Origin of the sequence: Vibrio sp. L5-1 (assembly GCF_021728315.1) — a bacterium.
GTDB classification, from domain to species: domain Bacteria; phylum Pseudomonadota; class Gammaproteobacteria; order Enterobacterales; family Vibrionaceae; genus Vibrio; species Vibrio splendidus_K.
In genome coordinates, this window is the sequence record NZ_JAKKCQ010000004.1 from 170,816 (window position 1) to 195,742 (window position 24,927).

Annotated in this window: 19 protein-coding genes and 2 tRNA genes; 17 read left to right on the top strand and 4 right to left on the bottom strand. The window is 44.6% G+C overall.

The features are described from left to right. Nucleotides 1-85 precede the first annotated feature (85 nt). Together L3V35_RS17005 and L3V35_RS17010 are read left to right on the top strand one after the other, a co-directional pair. Entirely contained in the window at nt 86-1,210 is a 1,125-nt protein-coding gene (locus L3V35_RS17005; RefSeq protein WP_237300319.1) for an efflux RND transporter periplasmic adaptor subunit, read from the top strand. 10 nt (nt 1,211-1,220) lie between these two features. Continuing rightward, a complete protein-coding gene (locus L3V35_RS17010) occupies nt 1,221-4,328 on the top strand; it encodes an efflux RND transporter permease subunit (RefSeq protein ID WP_237300320.1) in 3,108 nt (1,035 codons plus the stop codon). Between the two features lie 96 nt (nt 4,329-4,424). Here the strand turns inward: L3V35_RS17010 and L3V35_RS17015 are convergent, their stop codons facing one another. Then, nucleotides 4,425-5,714: a peptidoglycan DD-metalloendopeptidase family protein gene (locus L3V35_RS17015; RefSeq protein ID WP_237300321.1), complete on the bottom strand. Its 1,290-nt coding sequence runs from the start codon at nt 5,712-5,714 to the stop codon at nt 4,425-4,427. 129 nt (nt 5,715-5,843) lie between these two features. Between L3V35_RS17015 and tyrS the strand changes: the two genes are divergently transcribed. Continuing rightward, nucleotides 5,844-7,031 carry a tyrosine--tRNA ligase gene (gene tyrS, locus L3V35_RS17020; protein WP_004734518.1) on the top strand — a complete coding sequence of 396 codons (1,188 nt, stop codon included), beginning with the start codon at nt 5,844-5,846 and terminating at the stop codon, nt 7,029-7,031. A 400-nt stretch (nt 7,032-7,431) separates the two neighbouring features. Then, nucleotides 7,432-8,277, top strand: a complete 846-nt coding sequence (locus L3V35_RS17025) for a magnesium transporter (protein WP_026012370.1) — start codon at nt 7,432-7,434, stop codon at nt 8,275-8,277. 136 nt (nt 8,278-8,413) lie between these two features. Here L3V35_RS17025 and dacB read toward each other — a convergent pair whose 3' ends face one another. Both dacB and L3V35_RS17035 read right to left on the bottom strand, forming a co-directional pair. Next, the gene (dacB, locus tag L3V35_RS17030; protein ID WP_237300322.1) at nt 8,414-9,847 is read right to left on the bottom strand and encodes a serine-type D-Ala-D-Ala carboxypeptidase; all 1,434 of its coding nucleotides are present in this window, start codon (nt 9,845-9,847) and stop codon (nt 8,414-8,416) included. 113 nt (nt 9,848-9,960) lie between these two features. Beyond that, the gene (locus L3V35_RS17035; protein WP_114633978.1) at nt 9,961-10,992 is read right to left on the bottom strand and encodes a porin; all 1,032 of its coding nucleotides are present in this window, start codon (nt 10,990-10,992) and stop codon (nt 9,961-9,963) included. A gap of 513 nt (nt 10,993-11,505) precedes the next feature. Between L3V35_RS17035 and greA the strand changes: the two genes are divergently transcribed. Continuing rightward, nucleotides 11,506-11,979: a transcription elongation factor GreA gene (greA, locus tag L3V35_RS17040; protein WP_017084249.1), complete on the top strand. Its 474-nt coding sequence runs from the start codon at nt 11,506-11,508 to the stop codon at nt 11,977-11,979. Between the two features lie 125 nt (nt 11,980-12,104). Here the strand turns inward: greA and yhbY are convergent, their stop codons facing one another. Then, the gene (gene yhbY, locus L3V35_RS17045; RefSeq protein WP_004734509.1) at nt 12,105-12,401 is read right to left on the bottom strand and encodes a ribosome assembly RNA-binding protein YhbY; all 297 of its coding nucleotides are present in this window, start codon (nt 12,399-12,401) and stop codon (nt 12,105-12,107) included. A 114-nt stretch (nt 12,402-12,515) separates the two neighbouring features. Between yhbY and rlmE the strand changes: the two genes are divergently transcribed. The 12 genes from rlmE to truB all read left to right on the top strand — a co-directional run bounded on the left by rlmE (nt 12,516) and on the right by truB (nt 24,794). Continuing rightward, on the top strand, nt 12,516-13,145 hold the full coding sequence (rlmE, locus tag L3V35_RS17050) for a 23S rRNA (uridine(2552)-2'-O)-methyltransferase RlmE (RefSeq protein ID WP_237300323.1): 630 nt from the start codon (nt 12,516-12,518) through the stop codon (nt 13,143-13,145). A gap of 107 nt (nt 13,146-13,252) precedes the next feature. Then, a complete protein-coding gene (ftsH, locus tag L3V35_RS17055) occupies nt 13,253-15,223 on the top strand; it encodes an ATP-dependent zinc metalloprotease FtsH (RefSeq protein WP_114633977.1) in 1,971 nt (656 codons plus the stop codon). A gap of 90 nt (nt 15,224-15,313) precedes the next feature. Then, the gene (gene folP, locus L3V35_RS17060) at nt 15,314-16,144 is read left to right on the top strand and encodes a dihydropteroate synthase (protein WP_237300324.1); all 831 of its coding nucleotides are present in this window, start codon (nt 15,314-15,316) and stop codon (nt 16,142-16,144) included. Between the two features lie 21 nt (nt 16,145-16,165). Next, the gene (glmM, locus tag L3V35_RS17065) at nt 16,166-17,506 is read left to right on the top strand and encodes a phosphoglucosamine mutase (RefSeq protein ID WP_017087432.1); all 1,341 of its coding nucleotides are present in this window, start codon (nt 16,166-16,168) and stop codon (nt 17,504-17,506) included. A 294-nt stretch (nt 17,507-17,800) separates the two neighbouring features. Then, entirely contained in the window at nt 17,801-18,133 is a 333-nt protein-coding gene (secG, locus tag L3V35_RS17070; protein ID WP_004734504.1) for a preprotein translocase subunit SecG, read from the top strand. A 16-nt stretch (nt 18,134-18,149) separates the two neighbouring features. Then, nucleotides 18,150-18,234, top strand: a tRNA-Leu gene (locus L3V35_RS17075). 53 nt (nt 18,235-18,287) lie between these two features. Continuing rightward, nucleotides 18,288-18,364: transfer RNA gene (locus tag L3V35_RS17080), tRNA-Met, on the top strand. A gap of 237 nt (nt 18,365-18,601) precedes the next feature. Further along, the gene (gene rimP, locus L3V35_RS17085; RefSeq protein WP_004734501.1) at nt 18,602-19,057 is read left to right on the top strand and encodes a ribosome maturation factor RimP; all 456 of its coding nucleotides are present in this window, start codon (nt 18,602-18,604) and stop codon (nt 19,055-19,057) included. Between the two features lie 35 nt (nt 19,058-19,092). Further along, nucleotides 19,093-20,580, top strand: coding sequence for a transcription termination factor NusA (gene nusA, locus L3V35_RS17090; RefSeq protein ID WP_004734499.1), 1,488 nt, complete (start codon nt 19,093-19,095; stop codon nt 20,578-20,580). Nucleotides 20,581-20,602: 22 nt separating this feature from the next. Continuing rightward, nucleotides 20,603-23,293 (top strand): translation initiation factor IF-2, encoded by a 2,691-nt coding sequence (infB, locus tag L3V35_RS17095; protein WP_004734497.1) that lies wholly within the window; start codon nt 20,603-20,605, stop codon nt 23,291-23,293. 134 nt (nt 23,294-23,427) lie between these two features. Next, nucleotides 23,428-23,841 (top strand): 30S ribosome-binding factor RbfA, encoded by a 414-nt coding sequence (gene rbfA, locus L3V35_RS17100; protein WP_004734495.1) that lies wholly within the window; start codon nt 23,428-23,430, stop codon nt 23,839-23,841. After that, the gene (gene truB, locus L3V35_RS17105) at nt 23,841-24,794 is read left to right on the top strand and encodes a tRNA pseudouridine(55) synthase TruB (protein WP_054547520.1); all 954 of its coding nucleotides are present in this window, start codon (nt 23,841-23,843) and stop codon (nt 24,792-24,794) included. The genes rbfA and truB overlap by 1 nt, the downstream gene beginning before the upstream one ends. Nucleotides 24,795-24,927 lie beyond the last annotated feature (133 nt).

Genomic DNA, 24,927 nt, shown 5'->3' on the forward strand with positions numbered 1-24,927 from the left:
GGTTACCGCAGTGCATCAGGATGTTGCATATGACAGTGTTAAGCTAATTAGCGCGCCTTAATAACATCGGACAAAAGGATTTGCTATGCCCACTCTATTTTCTAACTCTCCACTTTTTCAGAAACTGAAGCAGCCGTGGTTGGTTTCTCTGATGCTAGTTGTACTGTTGTCGATTTGGCTTGGTTTAGGAGTGGGGCAAGCGGAAGAGTCACCTGAAAAAAAAGCGACAGAAATTCCGTTGGCTAAGGTTTCCTTTCAAACATTTACTTCATCACCGACCTTTAAAACGATTGATCTCTATGGTCGAACGGCGCCCGATAGGCATGCTCGTTTGGGAGCAGAAGTTGCGGGTAAGGTTGTTAGATTGAACGTTGTAAAGGGCGATGCGGTTAAATTTGGACAAGCCATTGCCCAGATAGATAAAGGTGATTTAGAGATTCAACTAGAGCGAGCATCTGCGTTATATCGCTTGAAGCAGAAAGAATTCAAAGCGGCGCAATCTTTGAAGAAAAGAGGGCTGCAAGGTGAGATAGCTTATACCACCGCTGAGGCTTCATTAACGGAAGCAAAGGCCATGAAGCGCAATGCGGAACTGGCTTTAAAGAATACTGTGATTACTTCGCCTTTTTCGGGTGTGGTTCAAGATTTGATGGTGGAGCTTGGTGACTTTGTTGGGGTTGGCGACCCGGTCGCGGGCGTGATTGACCTCGATCCTTTGGTTATTGAGGCCGATGTCAGTGAGCGTCATATCCAACACTTGTTAGTCAATCAATCTGCTTTGGTTCGTTTGTTAGGGCGAGAAGAAGCGGAAGGCCGTTTACGCTATGTTTCTCGTATCTCTTCTGCTGCTACCAATACTTTCCCAATAGAGATTGAAATTGATAACTCCAAAGGCCTATTACCTGCAGGTGTTAGTGCAGAAGTAACACTCAACCTAGAAACAAGAGATGCAATCAAGATTACACCTGCCATGCTGGCACTGGATGAGGCAGGTAACCTTGGGGTCAAAACTTTGGTTTCATTCGATGACTCACCAACCGTGAAATTTGTAGGCATTCAGCTAGTAAAGGCAGAGCAAGATGGAGTTTGGCTCACAGGACTTGGACAACGCGTCGATATCATCACAGTAGGCCAAGGGTTTGTACGTGATGGTGATTCGGTGATTGCTGTTGAGCAAGGCGCTGAACTCTCTAATGTAATTGCTGAGTAGGAGATAGCCGATGTATTCAATTATTGATGCAGCCTTGTCTCGCGCTCGAACAATGCTCTCCCTTTTAGCGTTAATCCTTGTCGCGGGTGCTGCGACTTATATTACGATCCCTAAGGAATCGAGCCCTGACATCACGATTCCTATTATCTATGTTTCTGTAGGGCATCAAGGTATCTCTCCTACTGATGCCGAACGTTTATTAGTTCGACCAATAGAACAAGAGCTTAGGTCTATTGAAGGCGTAAAAGAGATGACGGCAACGGCAGCAGAAGGCCATGCCTCTGTTGTGTTGGAATTTAACGTTGGTGTCGATCTGACTAAAGCTATGGCGGATGTGCGTGATGCGGTTGACCTTGCCAAACCAAAGCTACCAGAAGACAGTGACGAGCCGACCGTGAATGAGGTGACACTCGCTTCTGAGCAACCTGTGTTGTCAGTGGTTCTGTTTGGCACCGTCCCCGAACGCACCATTGTCCAAATTGCCCGGGATCTCGGAGATAAACTCGAAAGCTATCGTCAGATCCTTGAAGTCGACATTGCAGGCGATCGCGATGACATAGTAGAAATCATCGTTGATCCATTATTGATGGAGAGTTACAGCCTAGATCAAGCGGACATCTATAATCTGATTGCTTTGAATAACCGAGTGGTGGCGGCCGGTTTTGTTGATACGGGTTACGGACGTTTCTCGGTCAAAGTCCCTTCGGTGTTTAACTCTCTAAAAGATGTGCTTGAGCTACCAATTAAAGTGGATGGTAAACAGGTGGTCACTTTTGGCGATGTGGCTACGGTTCGCCGAGCGTTTCGAGATCCTGAAAGCTTTGCCCGTTTAGATGGCAAATCCGCGGTTGTCTTGGATATCAAGAAACGTGCGGGTGAAAACATCATTGAAACCGTTGAGCTAGTCAAAGCGGTAATGGCTGGTGCTCAGCAGCAAGCTGAATGGCCAAATAACCTATTGGTCAAATACACCTGGGATGAATCTAAAGATGTGAAGATCATGCTCAACGATCTTCAAAACAATATCTTATCCGCCATCATTTTAGTGGTGATCGTTATCATCGCCATTCTTGGTGTTCGAACCGCGCTATTGGTCGGAATTTCAATTCCTGGATCATTCCTCACTGGGTTGTTGGTATTGTCTGTGTTTGGTCTAACCGTCAACATCGTGGTGCTGTTCTCGTTGATCATGGCGGTTGGTATGTTGGTCGATGGCGCAATTGTGGTTACCGAGTTTGCCGACAGGCGAATGCAAGAAGGTGAAGGACGTAAAGCCGCTTACCGGGATGCCGCTAAGCGTATGGCATGGCCGATAACAGCGTCTACTGCGACAACGTTGGCGGCATTTGCTCCGTTACTGTTTTGGCCGGATGTGACGGGCGAATTCATGAAGTTCCTGCCATTAACGTTGATTGCAACCTTAACCGCTTCATTGATTATGGCGTTGTTGTTTGTGCCAGTGTTAGGCGGTTTGATTGGCAAACCTCAATACGTATCACCCCAAAGCCAAGCGCGAATGGTGGCATTGCACAATGGTGATTTCTCACAGGCTACTGGTTTAACCAAGGCTTATTACCACACGCTTTCGATTGCGATTAAACACCCATTTAAGATTCTCTTCAGTGCGATATTACTCGCGGTTGCGGTTGGTTTTACTTATTCAAAAGCGGGTCTAGGTGCAGAGTTCTTTCCAGAAGTTGATCCGCCATTCTTTAACGTCAAAGTTCGTTCTCATGGTGATCTATCCATCCAAGAGAAAGATGTCATCATGCGTGATATTGAACAGATGATGCTAAATCATGATGAGTTCGATACTGTTTACACGCGAACGGGTGGGGACGATCAGATTGGTTTGATATCGATCACCCCGGTGGATTGGCAATACCGTCGCAGTGTTAAGGCGATCATTGAAGAATTAAAGGTGCACACCGATCAATACGCAGGGGTCGAGATTGAATATAAGTTTCCAGATGCAGGGCCTCCGGTTGAGAATGACTTAGTGATTGAGCTGTCGGCAAGAACACCAGAGCAGCTGAATCAGGCTGCAAAAATTGTGAGAAACTGGGCGGATGGCAATCAGGCGCTGACCAATATAAGTGATACCGCGAGTAAAGATGGCATCGATTGGAAAGTGGATATTCGCAGAGATGATGCTGCGCGTTTTTCGGCTGATGCGACCTTGGTGGGTAATACGGTTCAATTCGTCACTAACGGGCTAAAGATTGGCGATTACCTCCCAGATGATTCTTCAGAAGAGGTCGATATCTTGGTGCGCTATCCAAGTGATAAAAGAGATATTGGGCGCTTTGACCAACTAAGAGTTAAAACACCAGCAGGCTTGGTGCCGATCACTAACTTTGCTCAGATTGTGCCAGACCATAAGCAGGACACGATAAAGCGTCTTGATGGTAAGCGTGTTGTGAACATCATGGCGGATATGGAAGAGGGTTATAACCTTGCACTCGAACTGCCAAAGATTGAGCAAGCGTTAAGTGAGTTAGGTTTACCAAGTAGTGTCGAGTTTCGTATTCGTGGTCAAAATGAAGAACAAGAAAACTCGTCAGCCTTCTTACAAAGTGCTTTCTTAGTTGCATTGGCGGTGATGGCTTTGATTTTGATTACTCAGTTCAATAGCTTCTATCAAGCGTTTTTGATTCTTAGTGCGGTGCTGTTCTCAACGGTTGGTGTGTTTGTTGGTTTGCTTATCTTCCAGCGTCCGTTTGGCATTGTGATGTCCGGTATTGGAGTGATAGCGCTGGCAGGAATTGTGGTAAACAACAATATTGTGCTGATTGATACCTATAACCAACTGATAAAACGCGGCTTGGACAAGCGAGATGCGATTCTCAGGACGGGTGTTCAGCGTTTAAGACCAGTAATGCTTACTACGGTTACCACCATTTTAGGCTTGATGCCGATGGTGTTAGAAATGAACATCGATCTGATTAATCAAAAGATAGAATTCGGAGCGCCGAGCACGCAGTGGTGGTCGCAACTCGCTACGGCAATTGCGGGAGGTTTGGCCTTTGCAACGGTACTAACCTTGGTCCTGACACCTTGTCTGTTGATGTTAGGGCGAGATAAGAAGCCCGATGTGCTCCCAAGCAACGACGGTTAAAGATAAGTCCTAGTTCGACGGAAATAAAAAGAGCGCCTAGGTGGGCGCTCTTTTCGTTGGTCTATATGGCTATTAATCTAATTGGTCACTAGTAGCCTAATTAGTTGCTAGTAACTGGCCGTATCGCTCAAGGTTACTCAATCGAATTTCTGAGTTCGCAATAAATGTTGCTTTTGCTTTACCTGTTAACGACTTAGATTGCGGTAATTTCACGGTACGCGCATTCTTATGTACGCCATTGACCAAGAATTCATAGTGTAAGTGCGGACCAGTAACACGACCTGTGCCACCCAAAGTACCAATGGTTTGGCCTTGTTTTACACGTTGGCCTGTTTTCACCATACGTCGCTTCATGTGCAGGTATTTGGTGATGTAGGTGTTGCTGTGTCGAATGAACACGTAGTTACCATTGAATTGGTTGTAACCCGACTTCTGGACAATACCGTCCCCGGCTGCCCATATCGGCGTGCCAACAGGAGCTGCATAGTCGGTGCCTCGGTGAGCTCGAACCTTGCCTGTTACTGGGTGTTTTCTGTTAGGGTTAAAGTTCGATGTCACACGACGGAAATCAATCGGTGAGCGCAGGAAGGCTTTCTTCATTGCGCGACCGTTCTCATCGAAATAGTTGCCACTCTTATCATCCAATACCGCGGTAAATGAATCACCTTGGTTTTTGAATACGGCCGCCATAATCTTACCGCGACCAACAACTTCGCCTTCAACCACTTTCTCTTGGTACAAGATTTTGAAGCTGTCGTTGTTGCGAATATCTAACGCAAAGTCGATATCCCAACCGAATATACCCGCCAGTTCCATGATTTGGTTTGCAGTTAGGCCTGCATTGACGCCTGCATTCCAGAAGTTAGAAGTGATGTTGGCTTCGGCATAGTTGTACTGGTAGGCCACTTCTTTTTTGTCGAAACTTGATGAGAAAGAATCGCCAGACTTAGTGATCTTGAAGCTTTCAAACGCACTAAGTTGTCGCTTTAACTGAATAAGGTCGTTGTTTTCATCAAAACCAAACTGCAATACATCGCCAGGTCTTAGGTTAGACAGCTGCTTCTTAATATCATTATTGGTATTGAGTAGCGTGATCAGCAAGCGGTATGAGAGGCCAATACGTTCAAATAAGACAGAGGTGCTTTCGCCAGAACGAACGGTGTATTTCTCCCAATTAAGCACTGCCGTCGGCGGAGCGTCACTTGAACTAACAAGCGCGGATGTATTGATAGTCAGTGGGTAATGTTTCCCCACCACTAAAGCGCCCGTATCGTCACGTAAACTGCTGACATCGGGGAGTAAGAAGATCGCGACGAAAATTACGGCACTAAAAAATGCGATAAAAGCCCGGTGCAAAATAGGAAGGCGTGCAAAAATAGACAACATGTTCCGGTTCGTTCTGTAAATATTATGAAAATCGACGACGGAATAGTGTAACTGGTTTCAAAATACATCGCTATTCAAGTAAGATGTCTAATTATTATATTTTTGCCAAATCTGTGGGAGTGAACAAGAATGGCGAGTATTGAAGCTGCACTAGCCGAGATCAAACGTGGCGTAGAAGAACTGATTCCAGAAGACGAACTGATTGCTAAATTAAAAGAAGGTCGTCCTTTACGCATTAAGCTGGGTGCCGATCCAACTGCTCCAGATATCCACCTAGGCCATACGGTTATCTTTAACAAGCTTCGTGCTTTCCAAGAGCTTGGTCATGAAGTGACATTCCTTATTGGTGATTTCACTGCAATGGTTGGTGATCCATCAGGTAAGAACTCAACGCGTCCACCGCTAAGCCGTGAAGACGTATTGAAGAATGCTGAAACTTACAAAGAGCAAGTATTCAAGATTCTAGATCCTGCGAAAACGCAAATTCGTTTCAACTCTGAGTGGCTATCTGAGCTTGGCGCTGAAGGCATGATTCGTCTTGCTTCTAACCAAACTGTTGCTCGTATGCTTGAGCGTGATGACTTTAAAAAGCGTTACGCTGGTGGTCAACCGATCGCAATCCACGAATTCATGTACCCACTTCTACAAGGTCACGACTCTGTTGCACTAGAGAGTGATGTTGAGCTTGGTGGTACTGACCAGAAGTTTAACCTTCTAATGGGTCGTGAACTGCAAAAAGCAGCAGGTCAAAAACCACAAGCGGTACTGATGATGCCATTACTTGTAGGTCTAGACGGCGTTAAGAAGATGTCTAAGTCTGCGCACAACTACATCGGTATTAGCGAAGCACCAAGCGAGATGTTTGGTAAGATCATGTCTATCTCTGACGATCTAATGTGGAGCTACTACGAGCTACTGTCTTTCCGTCCACTTGAAGAAGTTGCGGAACTGAAAGCTGGCGTTGAGGCGGGCAAAAACCCTCGTGACGTTAAAGTACTTCTAGCGAAAGAGATCATTGCTCGTTTCCACAGTGAAGCGGATGCTGAAGCGGCTGAGCAAGAGTTCGTTAACCGTTTTGCTAAAAACCAAGTTCCTGATGAGATGCCTGAATTTGAATTCGAAGCCGGCCTACCGATTGCTAACGTTCTAAAAGAAGCGGGTCTTGTAAACTCTACTTCTGATGCGATGCGTATGATCAAGCAAGGCGCTGCTAAGCTTGAAGGCGAGAAGATTGAAGACAGCAAGTTCGTACCTGAAGCTGGTACTGCAGTTTACCAAGTAGGTAAGCGTAAGTTTGCTCGTATTACTATTAAGTAATAACGCACATCAATAATTGAACAAAAGGCATCCACGGATGCCTTTTTTATTGACACAAAGTTGACGAAGTTTTTGAACGTGCATTGCTACACTATGCGCGCTGTCATATTGACAGTAATTCTGGAGATTTTTATGAACAATACCGACCATCCTCCTAGTTTGAATGGAGAAGAATAACCCGTCTCGGTATTGATCTATTGTCCTGCCGTTCGGGTAGGGTATCTTTGTTTTTCCCCCTCATTCTTTTCCACACACTAGATTCTAACAAGTAGACACACCAGTAGCTTTCAGCTTTTGGTGCGCATAAATCCATAAATCCATAAATCTATAAATCTATAAATCTATAAACTTATGCTATTTGTTTTGATGGTCGTTACCTTTGCCAATCGGGAGATTCGCCATGACGGTAATGAACAACACTTTTTTATCTATCGAAGCTTTGTACACAGAGCAAGACATCCAAGCTGTATCGAATGCATTTCAACAGTATGGGCGTGAGCAACAAATTAACCTTTTAAACCGAATGCCACTTGAAGATGCGGTGTTAGTACTTGGGCAATGCTCTCTCAGTATTATTCAGACTTTACTTAGTGAGCTAGAAGAGCAGGGCTTTGAGAAGCGTTCTCGACATCTAGCTCACCAACTAGGGCTGATCTACTCAGAGGTTGAGCCTCAACAAGGTTACCTTTCAACTGGAGTGCTTAGCCATGTTAGGCAGCGTATCGGTTGGATTATTGCATTAGCACTGCTGGGTATTGTCTCTGGGCTTATCATTGCTCAGTATGAAGACATTCTCAGTCAGTTGGTACTTTTGGCAATTTACATGCCTGTAATTGCTGCTGCTGGTGGTAACACCGGAACACAAGCCGCGACTTTGGTCATCAGGGCCTTAGCCACAGGCGAGTTGAAGAAGCGCCAATGGGCGAACGTTCTGTGGAAAGAATTTAGAGTTGCTATCTGCTTGGCACTTGCGATTGCCTTGGTGATGATAGGTCGCATCTTACTGTTCAGTGACAACCAATCAACGGGTGGTTATGACATTAATATGATTGCTTACGCGATTGCTGTCGCTCTGTTTATTCAAGTGACAATATCAACCGTGCTTGGCGCTGGATTGCCGATTGTTGCTCGGTTATTCAAGTTAGATCCGGCGGTGCTGGTGAGCCCTGTTTTGGCTTCAGTAGTCGACATTTCGGGGATGTGGATTTACTTCACGGTAGTGAATTCATTCTTGGGCATTGCTTAACGCCTTTAAATAAAGACTTTGGAAACAAAGAGTACCTCCGAAGAAAAACATCTTAGGAATAAAAATGGCGCTGAAGATCATACGATCTTCAGCGCCATTTTTATTGTTTAAGTAGAAGCTTACAGAGAGCTAAACATTACTTAGATTTGCTTTGTGTTTGACTGAATTCGACCACATCTTTGTAGAAAGCTCGTTCAAACTGGGTGATTGGTGCTTCTACAGGTTTTTCTGAATCTTGCTCTTCAGGGAAGTAATCACGGACAAACTGTACAAACAGAGAGTTTGGATTGCCAGCTTTATCTAAACCAAAACCTGCCATGTTGTAGCTACCGTACAAAGACCCACTTTTCGCAATAATATTACCTTGGATTGGTGCTTTTCTCATACTCTGACGGTATTTGAGCGTTCCATTAGTGCCAGATGTAGGCATAGCCTCAATCAGGTTGAGCTGTTTGTCGTTATCCCAGATGTAACGCAGAACCTGAGCCATAGTTTGCGAGGTCATGCGATTATTCCTAGATAACCCTGAGCCATCAACCAACTGTGCTTTGTTTAGGTCAATGTTGGCCTTGGTCAGTAATATCTGTTTTATCGCTTCGGTGCCGTTATTGAAACTACCAGGCTGGATATAAAACGTTGCACCCAGTGTTTTGGTAAGGTTGTCTGCGATTAGGTTGTCTGATTTCTTCAACATGGTATCGAGCAGTTCAGGAAGCTTTTCTGAGTTGTGACTAGCCACTAACGTGGTTTTTTCTGCTTTTGCTTTTTTGCCAACAATCACATCGCCTTTAACTTGGATTTTCAGCTCTTCAAGAAGCGATGTCACGACTTGATAGGTATAAAGCTCGGGGTTTTGAATCGCAAACTTGAGTGGTAGTGGCTTCTTACGCTCTACTAAGCAACCAGAGAGCTTGTAAGCGTTGTCTGGAGTGGTAATAAGCTCTAAGTCGCATTGTGTCGCCTTTTGCCCTGATCGAGTTACGGTGGCTGCGGTGGTTGTCACGTCTATCGGATAGTGAGCGGGAATATAGACACGAGTGCTGCCGTTATCTTTTGTATAAATAGAGGCTTGTGCGCAGTTGCTGTCTAAGGTCATCGCACTCGAAGGCGCGCTGTAACAAACCCCTAGAATGTCCCAAGGCCAACCCACCGCTCGCTGATAGCCCGTAAAAGTCGAGTTATCTAGGTATAAGTTGCCCTTGATGGTTCTGGGTTGAGATTTTGCGTATTGAGCCAAAAGGCTTTTAAGCTGTTCTCGTTGTAGGGTCGGGTCGCCACTAAATGAAATGATTGAATCATTACCAGAACGAACAATACTGGTCGTGTAGTGAAAGTCATCCCCTAGCTCCAACTTAGCCGCCAAAGCTGTCACCAGCTTTAAAGTACTAGCGGGGGGATAGAAGCCATCACTGTTGGAATTCATCTTGTTTGAATCGCCTCTCAGGGATTCCAAAATAACACTGGTGCTACTGCCATCAGGCAGTTTATCTAGAGGGGGGTAAGCGAAAGCGTTAACTGAGAAAGCGCTAATTGAAAAACTACATACAAGTAGTGTGGATAGAAGGCGCATAGAAGATTTCTTGGATGGCTGATGTTTTTCAAGTATACAGATATAAAAAACGCCCGCTAGAGAGCGGGCGTTTTGATTCTCAATTAACTAATTAATCAATTAGATAATCAGAATTAGAAGTCGTAACGTAGACCAATAGCTAGCTCGTCTTCAGCTTGTGCTTTAGTTGCACCACGGTTAACTACAGTATCAGCTGTACCGAACTTGTCGCCTTCACTGATTAGGTTGAAGTTGTACGAGATGTAAGTACGGAAGTTAGGCTTGAAGTAGTAAGTCGCATCTACAGCAACGTTATCAGCTGATGTATCACCATCTGTTTCTGCGTTGTTGTACGTTAGCGTGAATGCAGCTTTGTCTAGCGTGTAAGCAGTTGCGAATTCGTAGCCAGTGTAGTCGCCGTTGTCTTTCGATAGTTCACCGTCTGTGAATACACCAGCAAAGTATAGAGCTTCAGTACGGAAAGATGCCGCTAGCATGTATTCGTTTTGCTCTGCTTGATCAGCGTAACCTGCACCTAGCTTAACGCCAGAATCGCCGATTGCGTAGATACCAGATAGAGAGTAGCCATCTTCGTTGTTGTCATCGAAACCAGTGTCAGTTGTTGAATCTGTACGATCTGCAAAACGGTAGCTTGCTTTAACTGCTAGGTCTTGGAATTCACCTTTGTAAGAAAGCATGTTGTCTGTACGGTCAGCCGCTGCAATTTTGTATGCCGCTGAGTTACCGTGGTAAGACATGATATCGGTAAAGTCAGTGATTACGCCTAGCGCACCGTCGTTTTTACCGTAAGTTACTTCACCGAATGTACCGCCGATACCAGCGTATGTGTAACGGTGATCGATAGAATCAGCATCGCCTTCGTAGTCGTTTGCGTTGTATTCTGCTTCGTAGAAACCAACGCCGTATAGGCCGTCTTGGATTTCAACTTTACCTAGGAAGTTAAGACGTACTCGAGTGTTGTCTTGTGCTTTGCCATCTTTTAGAGATAGACGAGCTTCCGCACGACCACCGATCTCTAGAGAAGTGCCGTTTGAGCTGTATACAGAAGTACCGTCAATACCACCAGCTTGTTTACCGTCCGCTGCCACTGCGTTAGTAGCAAGAGCTGCAGCAGATACAGCAAGCGCGATCATAGTCTTGTTCATGTTATTATTTCCTAATTACTGTCCATAGAAGTTTTATCAAGGATTTGAACCCTTTTGTGTATTGCCTGTATTAATCAGGCTTCATAATCATGATTAGAACAGAAGTCTGAAAAATGCCAGTGCAATCCATGGGTTACTTTTTACCTCTAAAGTTCCATAGTCAGTTAGTAAAATGATATAAAACTAAAAAATGAACACTGTTTTATTATATCTCTTGTTGTTTAAGTATATGTTTTAAAGTGTTTTTTATAAAAGTGTGATCTGTGTTTATTTTGTTTGTTTTTTGTTTTTTTAGGTATTTAACTTTCTGCTTATTGATGAGGGAGTTATTATTCATTTTTGTGATGTCTGTAATTTAGACCTAGATAAAGCTTTTATAACGCAAAGTGGAATAAAGGTGATTTAGCCATAAAGTTTGTTTACACTAAGCCAAATCGTTTTGTTTCTATCACCCAATAAATGCGTTGGGTGTATTTATGTTGGCCAAAGAAAGCTTTGGCATAGAGGTAAAAAATGGAAAAGGTTCCAATGACAGTGCGTGGCGCTCAGCAGCTACGTGACGAATTAGATCGCCTACTTAAGCTACGTCCTATTATTTCAGCAGCTATTGGTGAAGCACGTGAACTCGGTGACTTGAAAGAGAATGCAGAGTACCACGCCGCTCGTGAAGAGCAGGGTATCTGTGAAGCTCAAATTCGAGATATCGAATACAAGCTATCGCTAGCTCAGATCATCGACGTAACTCAAATGGATAACACAGGCAAGGTTATCTTTGGTACTACGGTTACTTTGATTGACGTAGATACTGATGAAGAGTTCCGTTACCAAATCGTTTCTGAAGATGAAGCTGAAATCAAAACTGGCCGCATTTCGGTGAAATCACCGATCGCTCGTGGCCTTATTGGTAAGATGGAAGGTGACGAGGTTATTATCTCTACACCTGGCGGCGATAAAGATTTCGAAATAGACAAAGTAGAATACATCTAATTGAATTTACTTTGGTTTTAATAAGTAAAAAGGTCGCTAATGCGACCTTTTTCGTTTCTCACGCTACACTAAAAGATAAGCACAGTGGCTTTCTTATTGTGGAGCTAGCTTGATGTCAAACTAGCTTATTTGCGTGGAATCTCGATTTTACGTGCTTCTGACTGACGGAACAGTACTAGAACTTTACCGATAGTCTGTACTTTCTCAGCTTTAGATTCACGTACAATTGCATCGATAATCAGTTGCTTAGTCTCACGGTCTTCTGATGCAACTTTAATCTTGATCAGTTCGTGGTGGTCTAGAGCTAATTCGATTTCCGCTAGAACAGCTTCAGTAAGTCCATTTGCGCCCATTAGCACTACAGGTTTTAAACTGTGAGCTAGGCCCTTTAGATGCTGCTTTTGTTTGGTACTTAGGTTCATTACGCGGCCAATTTTATTTAGTATTAGGGTTGAAAAAACCTATTTTAACGCCATCTAAAGCTGAAGACTATAATTTATTCAGCAATTAGTACTTTCCTCCAATTTAGGTATCCAATGAGCAAACAGAAACACTCGGCCAGTTCAGGCCGTTGGTTGAAGGAACACTTCGACGACAAGTATGCAAATGAAGCAAGAAAAAGAGGCTATCGTTCGCGTGCTTATTTCAAAATGGAAGAGATTCAAACGAAAGATAAATTGCTGACTCCTGGGATGACCATTGTGGATTTGGGCGCAGCGCCTGGCGGTTGGTCTCAATATGCTGCTAAGATTATCGGAGGCAACGGTCAAATCATTGCTTGTGACTTGCTACCTATGGATCCGATTGCTGGAGTGAGCTTTTTACAAGGTGATTTCCGCGAAGAAGCTGTGCTAGATGCCTTGTTGGAACGTATACAACCAAACATGGTTGATGTCGTGATGTCTGATATGGCACCTAATATAGCAGGCAACAATTCTGTGGATCAGCCGAGAGCTATGTATTTAGTTGAATTAGCTTTGGATATGTGTCGACAAGTTCTAGCTACCAATGGTAGTTTTGTTGTAAAAGTATTCCAAGGCGAAGGGTTTGACCAATATGTTAAGGACGTCCGTGAGATGTTTAAAACAGTCAAAGTGAGAAAACCCGACTCTTCTCGAGCTCGATCTCGTGAAGTGTTTATCGTAGCAACTGGTTACAAAGGTTAACGATTCTCTTCCAAGAGTGAGAGTTAACAACATGGCTACAGGTTACAAACTGTAGTACCCTACCTTTAATTACAATTAGTTATCGAGAGGCTTACACCTTGAGTGACATGGCAAAAAATTTAATTCTGTGGCTTGTTATCGCGGTTGTGTTGATGTCGGTCTTCCAGAGCTTTGGCCCTGGGGAAAGTAACGGCAGAGCAGTAGATTACACCACGTTTGTACAGGAAGTTGGCCAAGGCCAGATTCAAGACGCACAGTTCAATAACAGCGAAATTACTTTCACACGTCGTGGCGGTGGTTCTAAGTATGTAACTTACATGCCTGTTTATGATCAAAAGCTACTTGATGACTTAATTAATCAAAACGTAAAAGTTCAGGGTACACCACCTGAAGAGCAGAGCCTGCTTGGCACTATCTTCATCTCTTGGTTCCCAATGATCTTACTGATTGGTGTGTGGATTTTCTTCATGCGTCAAATGCAAGGCGGCGGCGGCGGTAAAGGCGCGATGTCTTTCGGTAAGAGTAAAGCTCGAATGATGAGCGAAGAACAAATCAAAACGATGTTTGCTGATGTTGCTGGTTGTGACGAAGCAAAAGAAGACGTGAAAGAGCTTGTGGATTACCTTCGTGACCCAAGTCGCTTCCAAAAACTGGGTGGTAAGATCCCGACAGGTATCCTGTTGGTCGGTCCTCCTGGTACTGGTAAGACATTGCTTGCAAAAGCAATTGCTGGTGAAGCGAAAGTACCGTTCTTTACTATCTCAGGTTCTGATTTCGTTGAAATGTTTGTTGGTGTTGGTGCATCTCGTGTGCGTGACATGTTCGAGCAAGCGAAGAAAGCAGCACCTTGTATCATCTTTATCGATGAAATCGATGCTGTAGGTCGTCAACGTGGCGCTGGTGTTGGTGGTGGTCACGATGAACGTGAGCAAACACTTAACCAAATGCTGGTTGAGATGGATGGTTTCGAAGGTAACGAAGGTATTATTGTTATCGCTGCGACTAACCGTCCCGACGTGCTAGACCCTGCATTACTTCGTCCTGGTCGTTTTGACCGTCAAGTTGTGGTTGGTCTACCTGATGTACGTGGTCGTGAACAGATTCTTAAAGTGCACATGCGCAAAGTTCCACTATCAGGTGATGTTGAACCATCTCTGATTGCTCGTGGTACTCCAGGTTTCTCTGGTGCAGATCTTGCGAACCTTGTGAACGAGGCGGCGCTATTTGCAGCTCGTGGTAACAAGCGCAATGTATCGATGGTTGAGTTTGAACTTGCGAAAGATAAGATCATGATGGGTGCAGAGCGCCGTTCAATGGTGATGTCTGAAGAAGTGAAAGAGTCAACAGCTTACCACGAAGCAGGCCACGCAATTGTTGGTCGTTTGGTACCTGAACACGATCCAGTGTACAAGGTGTCAATCATTCCACGTGGTCGTGCACTTGGTGTGACTATGTATCTACCTGAGCAAGATCGCGTAAGCATGTCTCGCCAACACCTAGAGTCAATGATCTCTAGCTTGTACGGTGGTCGTCTTGCTGAAGAACTTATCTACGGTAAAGATAAGGTTTCGACTGGTGCGTCTAACGATATCGAACGTGCAACTGATATTGCTCGCAAGATGGTAACGCAGTGGGGCTTCTCTGAAAAACTAGGCCCTCTTCTATATGCTGAAGAAGAAGGCGAAGTTTTCCTAGGTCGTGGCATGAGCCAAGCGAAACATGTTTCTGACGATACAACTCGACTTATCGATGAAGAAATTCGTATTCTTATCGACCGTAACTATGCTCGTGCGAAGCAGATTCTTGAAGAGAACATGGATCTAATGCACTCGATGAAAGATGCGTTGATGAAGTTTGAAACGATTGATGCAGGTCAGATTGATGACTTGATGGAACGTAAAGACGAGATTCGCGAGCCTGCTGGTTGGGGTGATCAAGCAAAAGCAGAACCTGCAAAGGAAGAAGCCAAGCCTGAAACTGAAGCTAAATCAGAAGAACAAGCTAAAGCCGACCCAGAAGAATCGAAAGTTGAAGACGTTAAATCTGAATCAGATGATACTCAAAACAAAGATTCTTAATCGCTAAGCTATAAATTAAAACCCTGAGTACGCTCAGGGTTTTTCTGTTTATAGCCCAAGGTGTTTTTTACTCTTTAAGACCTGCCTTTCATGATATTAAAAGCAAATAATAAAACGCTCGTTTTAGATCGCCCACATGTAATGGGTATCCTCAATGTCACGCCTGATTCTTTCTCTGATGGCGGAAAATTCAACTCATTAGACAATGCATTGCTGCAAGCTGAACGAATGATTCAAGCCGGCGTTAGCATTATTGATATTGGTGGTGAATCGACTCGTCCTGGAGCACCGGACGTTTCCTTAGAGGAAGAGCTCGCTCGAGTTATTCCTGCAATTAAAGCGATTCGTGCCAAGTTTGATGTTTGGATTTCTATTGATACCAGCAAAGCGGAAGTGATGCGCCAAGCTGTTGAAGCGGGTGCTGATTTGATCAATGATGTACGCGCTTTACAAGAGCCAGGTGCCCTACAAGCTGCCGCTGAGGCTAATGTTCCTGTTTGCTTGATGCACATGAAAGGCCAACCAAGAACCATGCAAGCTAGCCCAGTTTACGACGATGTTCTAATGGATGTTGAAGCATTCCTACAAGAAAGAGTGGAAGCTTGTGAGGCTGTAGGAATCTCAAAAGAACAGCTGATTCTGGACCCTGGTTTTGGTTTTGGTAAAACCATTGAACACAATTACCACCTATTAGCGCACCTTGAAAAATTTCATGCGCTTGGGTTGCCAGTTTTAGCTGGGATGTCGAGAAAATCGATGATCTTTAAGCTACTGGACAAGGCCCCAGCAGATTGCATGGTAGCCAGTGTCACTTGCGCGACTATCGCAGCAATGAAAGGCGCACAAATTATTCGCGTTCACGATGTTGAAGATACACTGGAAGCGATGAAGATAATCGAAGTGATGAATAACAATCACTAATAATAATTAAGGAAAATCAATATGTCTGATAAAAGACGTTACTTCGGCACAGATGGTGTGCGTGGCAAAGTTGGCCAATACCCGATTACACCTGATTTTGTTCTGAAGCTTGGCTGGGCTGCAGGTCGTGTTCTTGCGAAGCAGGGCACCAAGAAAGTGATCATTGGTAAAGATACTCGTATCTCTGGCTATATGCTTGAGTCTGCGTTAGAAGCTGGCCTTGCTGCTGCGGGTCTTCAGGCTACGTTTACTGGCCCAATGCCAACTCCTGCTGTTGCTTACTTAACACAAACTTTCCGTGCTGAAGCGGGGATCGTTATCTCTGCATCGCATAATCCTTTCTATGACAACGGCATTAAGTTCTTCTCTTCTGAAGGCACTAAATTGTCGGATGACATTGAGTTGGCTATCGAAGCTGAACTAGATAAAGATATCGAGTGCGTGGAATCTTCTGCATTGGGTAAAGCTGTACGTTTAAATGATGCAGCTGGCCGTTATATCGAATTTTGTAAAAGTACATTCCCACACAAAATGACGTTAGCGGGCATGAAAATTGTGGTGGATTGCGCACATGGTGCGACTTACCACATTGCGCCAGCGGTATTTAAAGAGTTGGGTGCTGAAGTGATTGCAATGGGTGTTGAGCCAAATGGTACTAACATCAACCACGAAGTGGGTGCGACAGATGTGCGTGCTCTACAAGCTAAAGTACTTGAAGAAAAAGCAGCGTTAGGCCTAGGCTTTGATGGTGACGGTGACCGTATCATCATGGTTGATGAGCTAGGTAATAAGGTTGATGGTGACCAAATCGCTTACATCATTGCTCGTGATGCGTTGCGTCGTGGTGAGTTGAAAGGCGGCGTTGTTGGTACGCTAATGACGAACCTTGGTATGGAAAATGGCCTTAAGCAATTAGGTATTCCATTTGTACGTGCTGCTGTTGGTGACCGTTACGTTATGGAGCAACTTCTTGCTAAAGGCTGGAAGATCGGTGCAGAAAATTCGGGTCACGTTATCCTATTGGATAAAGTGACGACAGGTGATGCTATCGTTGCTGCTTTACAAGTATTGGCTTCAGTTGTTGATAGCGAAATGACACTGAATGAACTTTCTCAAGGTATGACGTTATACCCTCAAGTTCTAGAAAACGTTCGTTTCAGCGGTGACTCAAATCCACTCGAAGCAGAAGCGGTGAAAGCGGCGGTTGTAGAAGTAGAAGCTGAGCTTGGCGAGAAAGGTCGTGTGCTATTACGTAAGTCTGGCACAGAGCCATTGCTGCGTGTCATGGTTGAAGGCGAAGATGCTGAGCTTGTTCAATCTTCAGCGCTTAAGATCGCTGATGCAGTAAAAGCAAACTGCTAATTTAACCTTTTACTTAACGGGCGCAACGAATAGCGCCTGTGATTAGAAGTGATTGAGTTATATCAAGGTCAAAAGATATAACGGTCAAAAGAGACGTAAATGAGTTTTGTGTCGCTTTTGACCTTTTTTTAACCATTCGCTTGGTAAAGGCTTATTTTTTAGCAAATTCCCCTTGTCAGCCATCGTCGCATTCGCTAGTATTGCTCGGCCTTCAGTTAGGAGGTCGCTAGCCTTGTTCTTGAAAATAGTTTTTTGAACGGCGCTGGCTCAACAATTAGGAACATAGGTGGAAAAATGTTTACAGTTCTACTTGTGATTTACCTGTTGGCAGCGCTTGGTGTAATTGGCCTAGTGTTGATTCAACAAGGTAAAGGCGCAGATATGGGAGCCTCTTTCGGTGCTGGCGCTTCAAACACTGTGTTTGGTGCTGGTGGCTCAGGAAATTTCCTTACCCGAATGACTGCAGTTTTTGCAACTACATTTTTTATCCTTAGCTTAGTGCTTGGTAATATGTCTACACATAAAACTGAGTCACAATGGATTGACCCGACTCAAGGTCAGGTAATTCAGCAAGCTGAAGATGCAGTGAGTGAAGTTCCGACGCAAGGCGACGAAATTCCACAATAAGCTGCAAAGATTTGATGCCGAGATGGTGAAATTGGTAGACACGCTAGCATGAGGTGCTAGTGCCTTAGGGTGTGAGGGTTCGAGTCCCTCTCTCGGCACCATGTTTACAAACTTGTAAAACATCTTGTTGGGCGTATAATGCTCACAAGTCGGACGCGGGATGGAGCAGTTTGGTAGCTCGTCGGGCTCATAACCCGAAGGTCGTCGGTTCAAATCCGGCTCCCGCAACCAATTTCAATGCTATTATATAGCTTGTATTGGTAGCAAGTTTGCACAGTGTGAACCTCACTGTGAGTTAAGTGTGATATCGAATGTGATGACACTTAACATATAAGGGTCCAGCAACAAAAACCCCGGCTTATACGGGGTTTTTTGTTATCTAAGCATTTGTAAATGCCTTTAGATGATAATGTTTGCTTGGAATTTAAATTGGGCTTTGAGCCCTTTTTTTGTTTCTGGAGTGGTTAAATGACTGGTTTAGAGAGACAACTTACTGAAATGCTTGACGCTCCAGTAGCAGCATCAGGTTATGAGTTAGTTGGATTAGAATTTATTCGTGCTGGTGAGCACTCAACGCTACGTATTTACATCGATTCACCAAATGGTATCAATGTAGATGATTGCTCTGAGGTTAGTCACCAAGTAAGTGCCGTAATGGACGTTGAAGATCCAATTTCAGTGGCTTATAACCTTGAAGTGTCTTCACCAGGTTTAGAGAGACCACTGTTCAAAGCAGAGCATTACCAACAATTTATTGGTCACGAGGTAAGCATCGTTTTGAAAATGGCTGTCGGCAACCGTCGTAAATGGAAAGGTGATATCCAATCTATCGAAGGCGAGACAGTGAAAGTATTGGTTGAAGGACAAGAAGAAGAATTCGTCCTGAGCAATATTGCGAAAGCTAACCTGATCCCTAAATTTTAGTTCTCCTAGTGAGAAGAGCTTAAGAGGCTAGATTAATGAACAAAGAAATTTTGGCGGTAGTAGAAGCTGTTTCAAATGAGAAAGCAGTTCCTCGTGAGCGTATTTTTGAAGCGCTTGAAATCGCGCTTGCAACGGCAACAAAAAAGAAAAGCGAATTAGAAATTGAAGTTCGTGTAGAAATTGACCGTAAAACGGGTAATTTCGAAACTTTCCGCCGTTGGGAAGCTGTTGAGGAAGTTGAATTCCCAACAAAAGAAATCTCTATTGAAGCTGCAAAGTACGATGATCCAGAGATCGAACTTGGCGGTTTCATTGAAGATGATATCGAATCAGTAACGTTTGACCGTATTACGACTCAAACGGCTAAGCAAGTTATCGTACAGAAAGTACGTGAAGCAGAACGTGCTCAAATCGTTGAACAGTTTATTGACAACGAAGGCGAGCTCGTAACTGGCGCAGTTAAGAAAGTTAACCGTGACACAGTTATTCTAGACCTAGGTAACAACGCTGAAGCGGTAATCCTTCGTGACGACCAACTTCCTCGTGAAAACTTCCGTCCAGGTGACCGTGTTCGTGGTCTTCTTTACGCAGTTAAACCAGAAGCTCGCGGTTTCCAGCTTTTCGTTACTCGTTCGAAGCCAGAAATGCTAGCTGAACTATTCCGCGTTGAAGTGCCTGAGATTGGTGAAGAGCTAATTGAACTTAAAGGTGCTGCACGTGACGCTGGTTCTCGTGCTAAAATCGCTGTGAAAACAAACGACAAACGTATTGACCCTGTTGGTGCGTGTGTTGGTATGCGTGGTGCACGTGTACAAGCTGTTTCTAATGATCTTGGCGGTGAGCGTATCGATATCGTTCTTTGGGACGATAACCCAGCTCAGTTCGTTATTAACGCAATGGCGCCTGCTGATGTTGCTTCAATCATCGTTGATGAAGATGCACACTCTATGGACATCGCTGTTGAAGCCGATAACCTGGCACAAGCGATTGGCCGTAGCGGTCAAAACGTACGTCTAGCTTCTCAACTAACGGGTTGGGAACTGAATGTAATGACTGTTGCTGATCTAGAGAAGAAGCACCAAGAAGAAGCAGTTGCTTCTATTGAAAACTTCATGAAGCACCTAGACATTGAAGAAGACTTTGCTCAAATGCTTGTTGAAGAAGGCTTCTCTACACTTGAAGAAGTGGCATACGTTCCTGTGAACGAGCTTCTTGAAGTAGACGGTCTAGACGAAGGTATCGTTGAAGAACTACGTAACCGCGCGAAAGACGCACTGACTACTCTAGCGCTAGCGAAAGAAGAGACTTTCGACGGTGTTGAGCCTGCTGAAGACTTACTTGCACTTGAAGGTCTTGAGCGTGAAATGGCTTACAAGCTAGCAGCAAAAGGCGTTGCGACATTGGAAGACCTAGCTGACCAAGGCGTTGATGAACTAGAAGGCATCGAAGACCTAACTGCAGAGCGAGCAGGCGAGCTGATTATGGCTGCGCGTAACATCTGTTGGTTCGGCGACGAAGAATAATTCAGCAAGGAGAGAAAGCGGTATGACACAATTAACAGTTAAAGCACTGAGTGAAGAGATTGGTACGCCAGTTGACCGCTTAATTGAACAACTTGCTGATGCAGGAATGAAGAAAGCAGGGTCGGATCAAGTGACTGATTCAGAGAAGCAAACATTGCTAACGCACCTTAAAAAGGAGCATGGCGATACTTCAGGCGAAACAGAACCGACTCGTTTAACTCTTCAACGCAAGACCCGCAGCACGCTAAGTGTTGCCGCTGGAGGCGGTAAGAGTAAGGATGTTCAAGTAGAGGTACGTAAAAAGCGTACTTACGTGAAGCGCAGCACTATTGAAGATGAAGCGAAACGTGAAGCTGAGGAAGTAGCTAATCGTGAAGTGGAAGAGAAAGCACAACGCGATGCTGAAGAGCAAGCGAAACGTGATGCTGCAGAGAAAGCACAGCGCGAAGCCGAAGAAAAAGTAACACGTGAAGCGGATGCAAAACGTGATTCTGAAGAGAAGGCTCAACGCGCACAAGCTGAAAAGGCTAAAAAAGACATGAATTCAAAAAATGCAGACGCTAACGCACAAGCGAAAAAAGAAGCGGATGAACTTAAAACTCGTCAAGAGCAAGAAGCAACTCGTAAAGCCGAAGCTGAAGCAGCTAAGCTTGTTGAGGAAGCTCGTAAGTTAGCAGAAGAGAACCAAGAACGTTGGTCTGAAGAAGAGAAGAAGAAGAAAGAGCAAGAGAAATCTGCGGATTACCATGTGACTACTTCTACTTATGCTCGTGAAGCAGAAGATGCGGCTGATAAAAAAGATGAGAAAGCTCCTCGTCGTCGCAAGAAGAAACCTGCTCCAGCAGCTCAACCTGGCAACAACCGTGGTGGTCGTAACCAACGTGGTCGTGGCGGTAAAGGTAAGCTTGCTAAACCAACTTCAATGCAGCAAGGCTTTGATAAGTCAGCAACTGTTGCTAAATCTGATGTTGCTATTGGCGAAACTATCGTTGTTTCTGAACTGGCTAGCAAAATGTCAGTTAAAGCAACTGAAGTTATCAAAGTAATGATGAAGATGGGCGCTATGGCGACTATCAACCAAGTGATCGACCAAGAAACAGCACAACTTGTTGCTGAAGAAATGGGTCACAAGGTTATCCTACGTAAAGAAAACGAACTAGAAGAAGCAGTGCTAGCTGACCGTGATAGCGATGCTGTCGCAGAAGGTCGTGCTCCTGTTGTTACTATCATGGGTCACGTTGACCACGGTAAAACTTCTACACTTGATTACATTCGTAAAGCACACGTTGCGTCTGGCGAAGCTGGCGGTATCACACAGCACATTGGTGCTTACCACGTAGATACTGACAACGGCATGATCACGTTCCTTGATACTCCTGGACACGCGGCGTTTACAGCTATGCGTGCTCGTGGTGCTCAAGCGACAGATATCGTTGTACTTGTTGTTGCCGCTGATGATGGCGTAATGCCACAAACAATCGAAGCTATCCAGCACGCGAAAGCGGCAGGTGTTCCTCTGATTGTTGCTGTGAACAAGATCGACAAAGAGGGTGCAAACCCAGACAACGTTAAGAATGAGCTAGCTCAATACGACGTTATCCCTGAAGAATGGGGCGGTGAGAACATCTTCGTTCACATCTCTGCAAAACAGGGTACAAACATCGATGGTCTTCTAGAAGCTATCCTTCTTCAGTCTGAAGTTCTTGAGCTTACAGCGGTTAAAGAAGGCATGGCATCTGGTGTTGTTGTTGAATCTCGTCTTGATAAAGGTCGCGGTCCAGTTGCAACAGTACTAGTACAGTCTGGTACTCTAAACAAAGGCGACATCGTTCTTTGTGGTCAAGAGTACGGCCGTGTTCGTGCAATGCGTGATGAAAACGGTAAAGACATCGAAACTGCAGGTCCATCTATCCCTGTAGAAATTCTAGGTCTTTCTGGCGTTCCTGCTTCAGGTGATGAAGCAACGGTTGTACGCGATGAGCGTAAAGCGCGTGAAGTTGCGAACTACCGTCAAGGTAAATTCCGTGATGTTAAACTAGCTCGCCAACAAAAAGCGAAACTAGAGAACATGTTCGCGAATATGACGGCTGGTGAAGTTGCTGAACTTAACGTTGTACTTAAAGCTGACGTTCAAGGTTCTGTAGAAGCAATTGCTGACTCTCTACTGAAACTGTCAACTGACGAAGTTAAAGTGAACATCGTAGGTTCTGGTGTTGGTGGTATTACGGAAACTGATGCAACTCTTGCAGCCGCTTCTAACGCTATCATCCTTGGTTTCAACGTTCGTGCTGACGCAACTGCGCGTGGTACTGTTCAGAATGAAAACCTAGATCTACGTTACTACTCAATCATTTACCAACTGATCGACGAAGTGAAACAGGCGATGGGCGGTATGCTTGCTCCTGAATTCCGTCAAGAGATCATTGGTCTTGCTCAAGTTCGTGACGTATTTAAGTCGCCTAAACTTGGTGCAATCGCTGGTTGTATCGTTACTGAAGGTACGATTAAACGTAGCAGCCCAATCCGCGTACTTCGCGAAAACGTTGTTATCTACGAAGGTGAACTAGAGTCACTTCGTCGCTTTAAAGATGACGTTCAAGAAGTTAAAAATGGTTACGAGTGTGGTATCGGCGTTAAGAACTACAACGACGTTCGCGTTGGTGACCAGATCGAAGTATTCGAAATTGTTGAAGTTAAACGTACTCTAGACTAATCAGTCAGTACGACTCGACATATTGACTAAGGTTACTAACATTACCTGTAAAGGTAATAAGTAATCGGTTGTTGAATACACCATGGGGGGCTGGTAATTACCAAGCCCCCCATCTTTCTAAGTGAGAAAAGAAAATGTCAAAAGAATTTAGCCGCACACAACGTGTGTCTCAGCAGCTTCAAAAAGAGCTCGCACTTATCCTCCAACGTGAAGTTCGTGACTCACGCATTGGTATGGTAACTATTTCAGATGTCGAAGTGTCTCGTGACCTTGCATACGCAAAAGTGTTCGTGACTTTCCTATGTATCGGTGAGCAAACACCTGAATCATGTCTTGCTGCTCTTAAAGAGCATGAAGTGCCAGTTCGTATGGCTCTTGGCAAGCGTATTCGTCACCGTCTAACACCTGAAGTTCGTTTTACTTACGACAACACATTGGTAGAAGGCATGCGTATGTCTAACCTAGTAAGTGAAGTACTGAACGATGACAAGCGTAAGCAAGAAGAATCTGGCCGCACTGACGAAACTCAGTCTAAGGATGAAGAGTAATGGCTCGCCGTCGTAAAGGTCGCCCTATAAACGGGGTAATTCTATTAGATAAGCCAACAGGCATTTCATCTAATGATGCACTGCAAAAAGTAAAGCGTATTTACTTTGCAGAGAAGGCAGGGCACACCGGTGCTCTGGATCCTCTTGCGACTGGCATGCTGCCAATTTGTCTTGGTGAAGCAACGAAGTTCTCTCAGTTTCTTCTAGATTCTGATAAGCGCTACGTTGTTGTCGCGAAGCTTGGTGAGCGTACCAACACCTCAGATTCTGATGGTGAAGTGGTTGAAACGCGTGAAATCAACGTGACTCAAGAGCAACTTGAACGCTGCATTGCAAGCTTCAAAGGTGAAACCGACCAGATTCCATCAATGTTCTCTGCATTGAAGTATCAAGGTAAGCCTTTGTATGAGTATGCACGTGCAGGTATCGAGGTGCCTCGTGAGTCTCGCAAGATCACTGTGTATTCTATTGAGCTGCTTCGCTTTGAAGGTGATGAAGTTGAGATGGAAGTGCATTGTTCTAAAGGTACTTACATCCGTACAATCACCGACGATCTTGGTGAAATGTTAGGTTGTGGTGCTCACGTGACAATGCTTCGTCGTACTGGTGTTGCAAAGTACCCGTATGAACGCATGGTTACCTTGGAACAGCTGAACGAAATTCTAGAGCAAGCACAAGCGCAAGAGATTGCACCTAAAGAGTTGCTTGATCCATTGCTAATGTCAATGGACACGGCTGTAGAAGATTTACCTGAAGTTAACTTGAATGCGGAACTGACTGATCTTGTTCAGCACGGTATGCCCGTTCAAGTCGCAGGCGCTCCTACTGAAGGTACCGTTCGCATGACAAGCGGTGAAGAAAAGCTGTTTGTTGGTGTTGCTCAAATTGCTGAAGATGGCCGAGTTGCACCGAAACGTTTGGTTGTTTTCAGAGATGAAGAGCCACAAGCGTAGCGCTTAAGTCGAATCAGATAGTAGCTGTTCGTGTTTAAAGCGATCAAATAATTCAGAAAGCGGGCTCTTAAATTAAGTGGCTCGCTTTTTTAGTTTTTAAGGTGTTCGATTGTTATTGCACCAATTCATAAAC

Excerpts from the sequence above, each read along its gene's own strand:
- secG (WP_004734504.1), top strand. The coding sequence starts at position 17,801 with ATGTTTACAGTTCTACTTGTGATTTACCTGTTGGCAGCGCTTGGTGTA.
- nusA (WP_004734499.1), top strand. The coding sequence starts at position 19,093 with ATGAACAAAGAAATTTTGGCGGTAGTAGAAGCTGTTTCAAATGAGAAA.
- greA (WP_017084249.1), top strand. The coding sequence starts at position 11,506 with ATGGAAAAGGTTCCAATGACAGTGCGTGGCGCTCAGCAGCTACGTGAC.
- folP (WP_237300324.1), top strand. The coding sequence starts at position 15,314 with ATGATATTAAAAGCAAATAATAAAACGCTCGTTTTAGATCGCCCACAT.
- rlmE (WP_237300323.1), top strand. The coding sequence starts at position 12,516 with ATGAGCAAACAGAAACACTCGGCCAGTTCAGGCCGTTGGTTGAAGGAA.
- infB (WP_004734497.1), top strand. The coding sequence starts at position 20,603 with ATGACACAATTAACAGTTAAAGCACTGAGTGAAGAGATTGGTACGCCA.
- ftsH (WP_114633977.1), top strand. The coding sequence starts at position 13,253 with ATGGCAAAAAATTTAATTCTGTGGCTTGTTATCGCGGTTGTGTTGATG.
- L3V35_RS17025 (WP_026012370.1), top strand. The coding sequence starts at position 7,432 with ATGACGGTAATGAACAACACTTTTTTATCTATCGAAGCTTTGTACACA.
- rimP (WP_004734501.1), top strand. The coding sequence starts at position 18,602 with ATGACTGGTTTAGAGAGACAACTTACTGAAATGCTTGACGCTCCAGTA.
- tyrS (WP_004734518.1), top strand. The coding sequence starts at position 5,844 with ATGGCGAGTATTGAAGCTGCACTAGCCGAGATCAAACGTGGCGTAGAA.
- L3V35_RS17035 (WP_114633978.1), bottom strand. The coding sequence starts at position 10,992 with ATGAACAAGACTATGATCGCGCTTGCTGTATCTGCTGCAGCTCTTGCT.
- L3V35_RS17010 (WP_237300320.1), top strand. The coding sequence starts at position 1,221 with ATGTATTCAATTATTGATGCAGCCTTGTCTCGCGCTCGAACAATGCTC.
- L3V35_RS17015 (WP_237300321.1), bottom strand. The coding sequence starts at position 5,714 with ATGTTGTCTATTTTTGCACGCCTTCCTATTTTGCACCGGGCTTTTATC.
- truB (WP_054547520.1), top strand. The coding sequence starts at position 23,841 with ATGGCTCGCCGTCGTAAAGGTCGCCCTATAAACGGGGTAATTCTATTA.
- L3V35_RS17005 (WP_237300319.1), top strand. The coding sequence starts at position 86 with ATGCCCACTCTATTTTCTAACTCTCCACTTTTTCAGAAACTGAAGCAG.
- rbfA (WP_004734495.1), top strand. The coding sequence starts at position 23,428 with ATGTCAAAAGAATTTAGCCGCACACAACGTGTGTCTCAGCAGCTTCAA.
- yhbY (WP_004734509.1), bottom strand. The coding sequence starts at position 12,401 with ATGAACCTAAGTACCAAACAAAAGCAGCATCTAAAGGGCCTAGCTCAC.
- glmM (WP_017087432.1), top strand. The coding sequence starts at position 16,166 with ATGTCTGATAAAAGACGTTACTTCGGCACAGATGGTGTGCGTGGCAAA.
- dacB (WP_237300322.1), bottom strand. The coding sequence starts at position 9,847 with ATGCGCCTTCTATCCACACTACTTGTATGTAGTTTTTCAATTAGCGCT.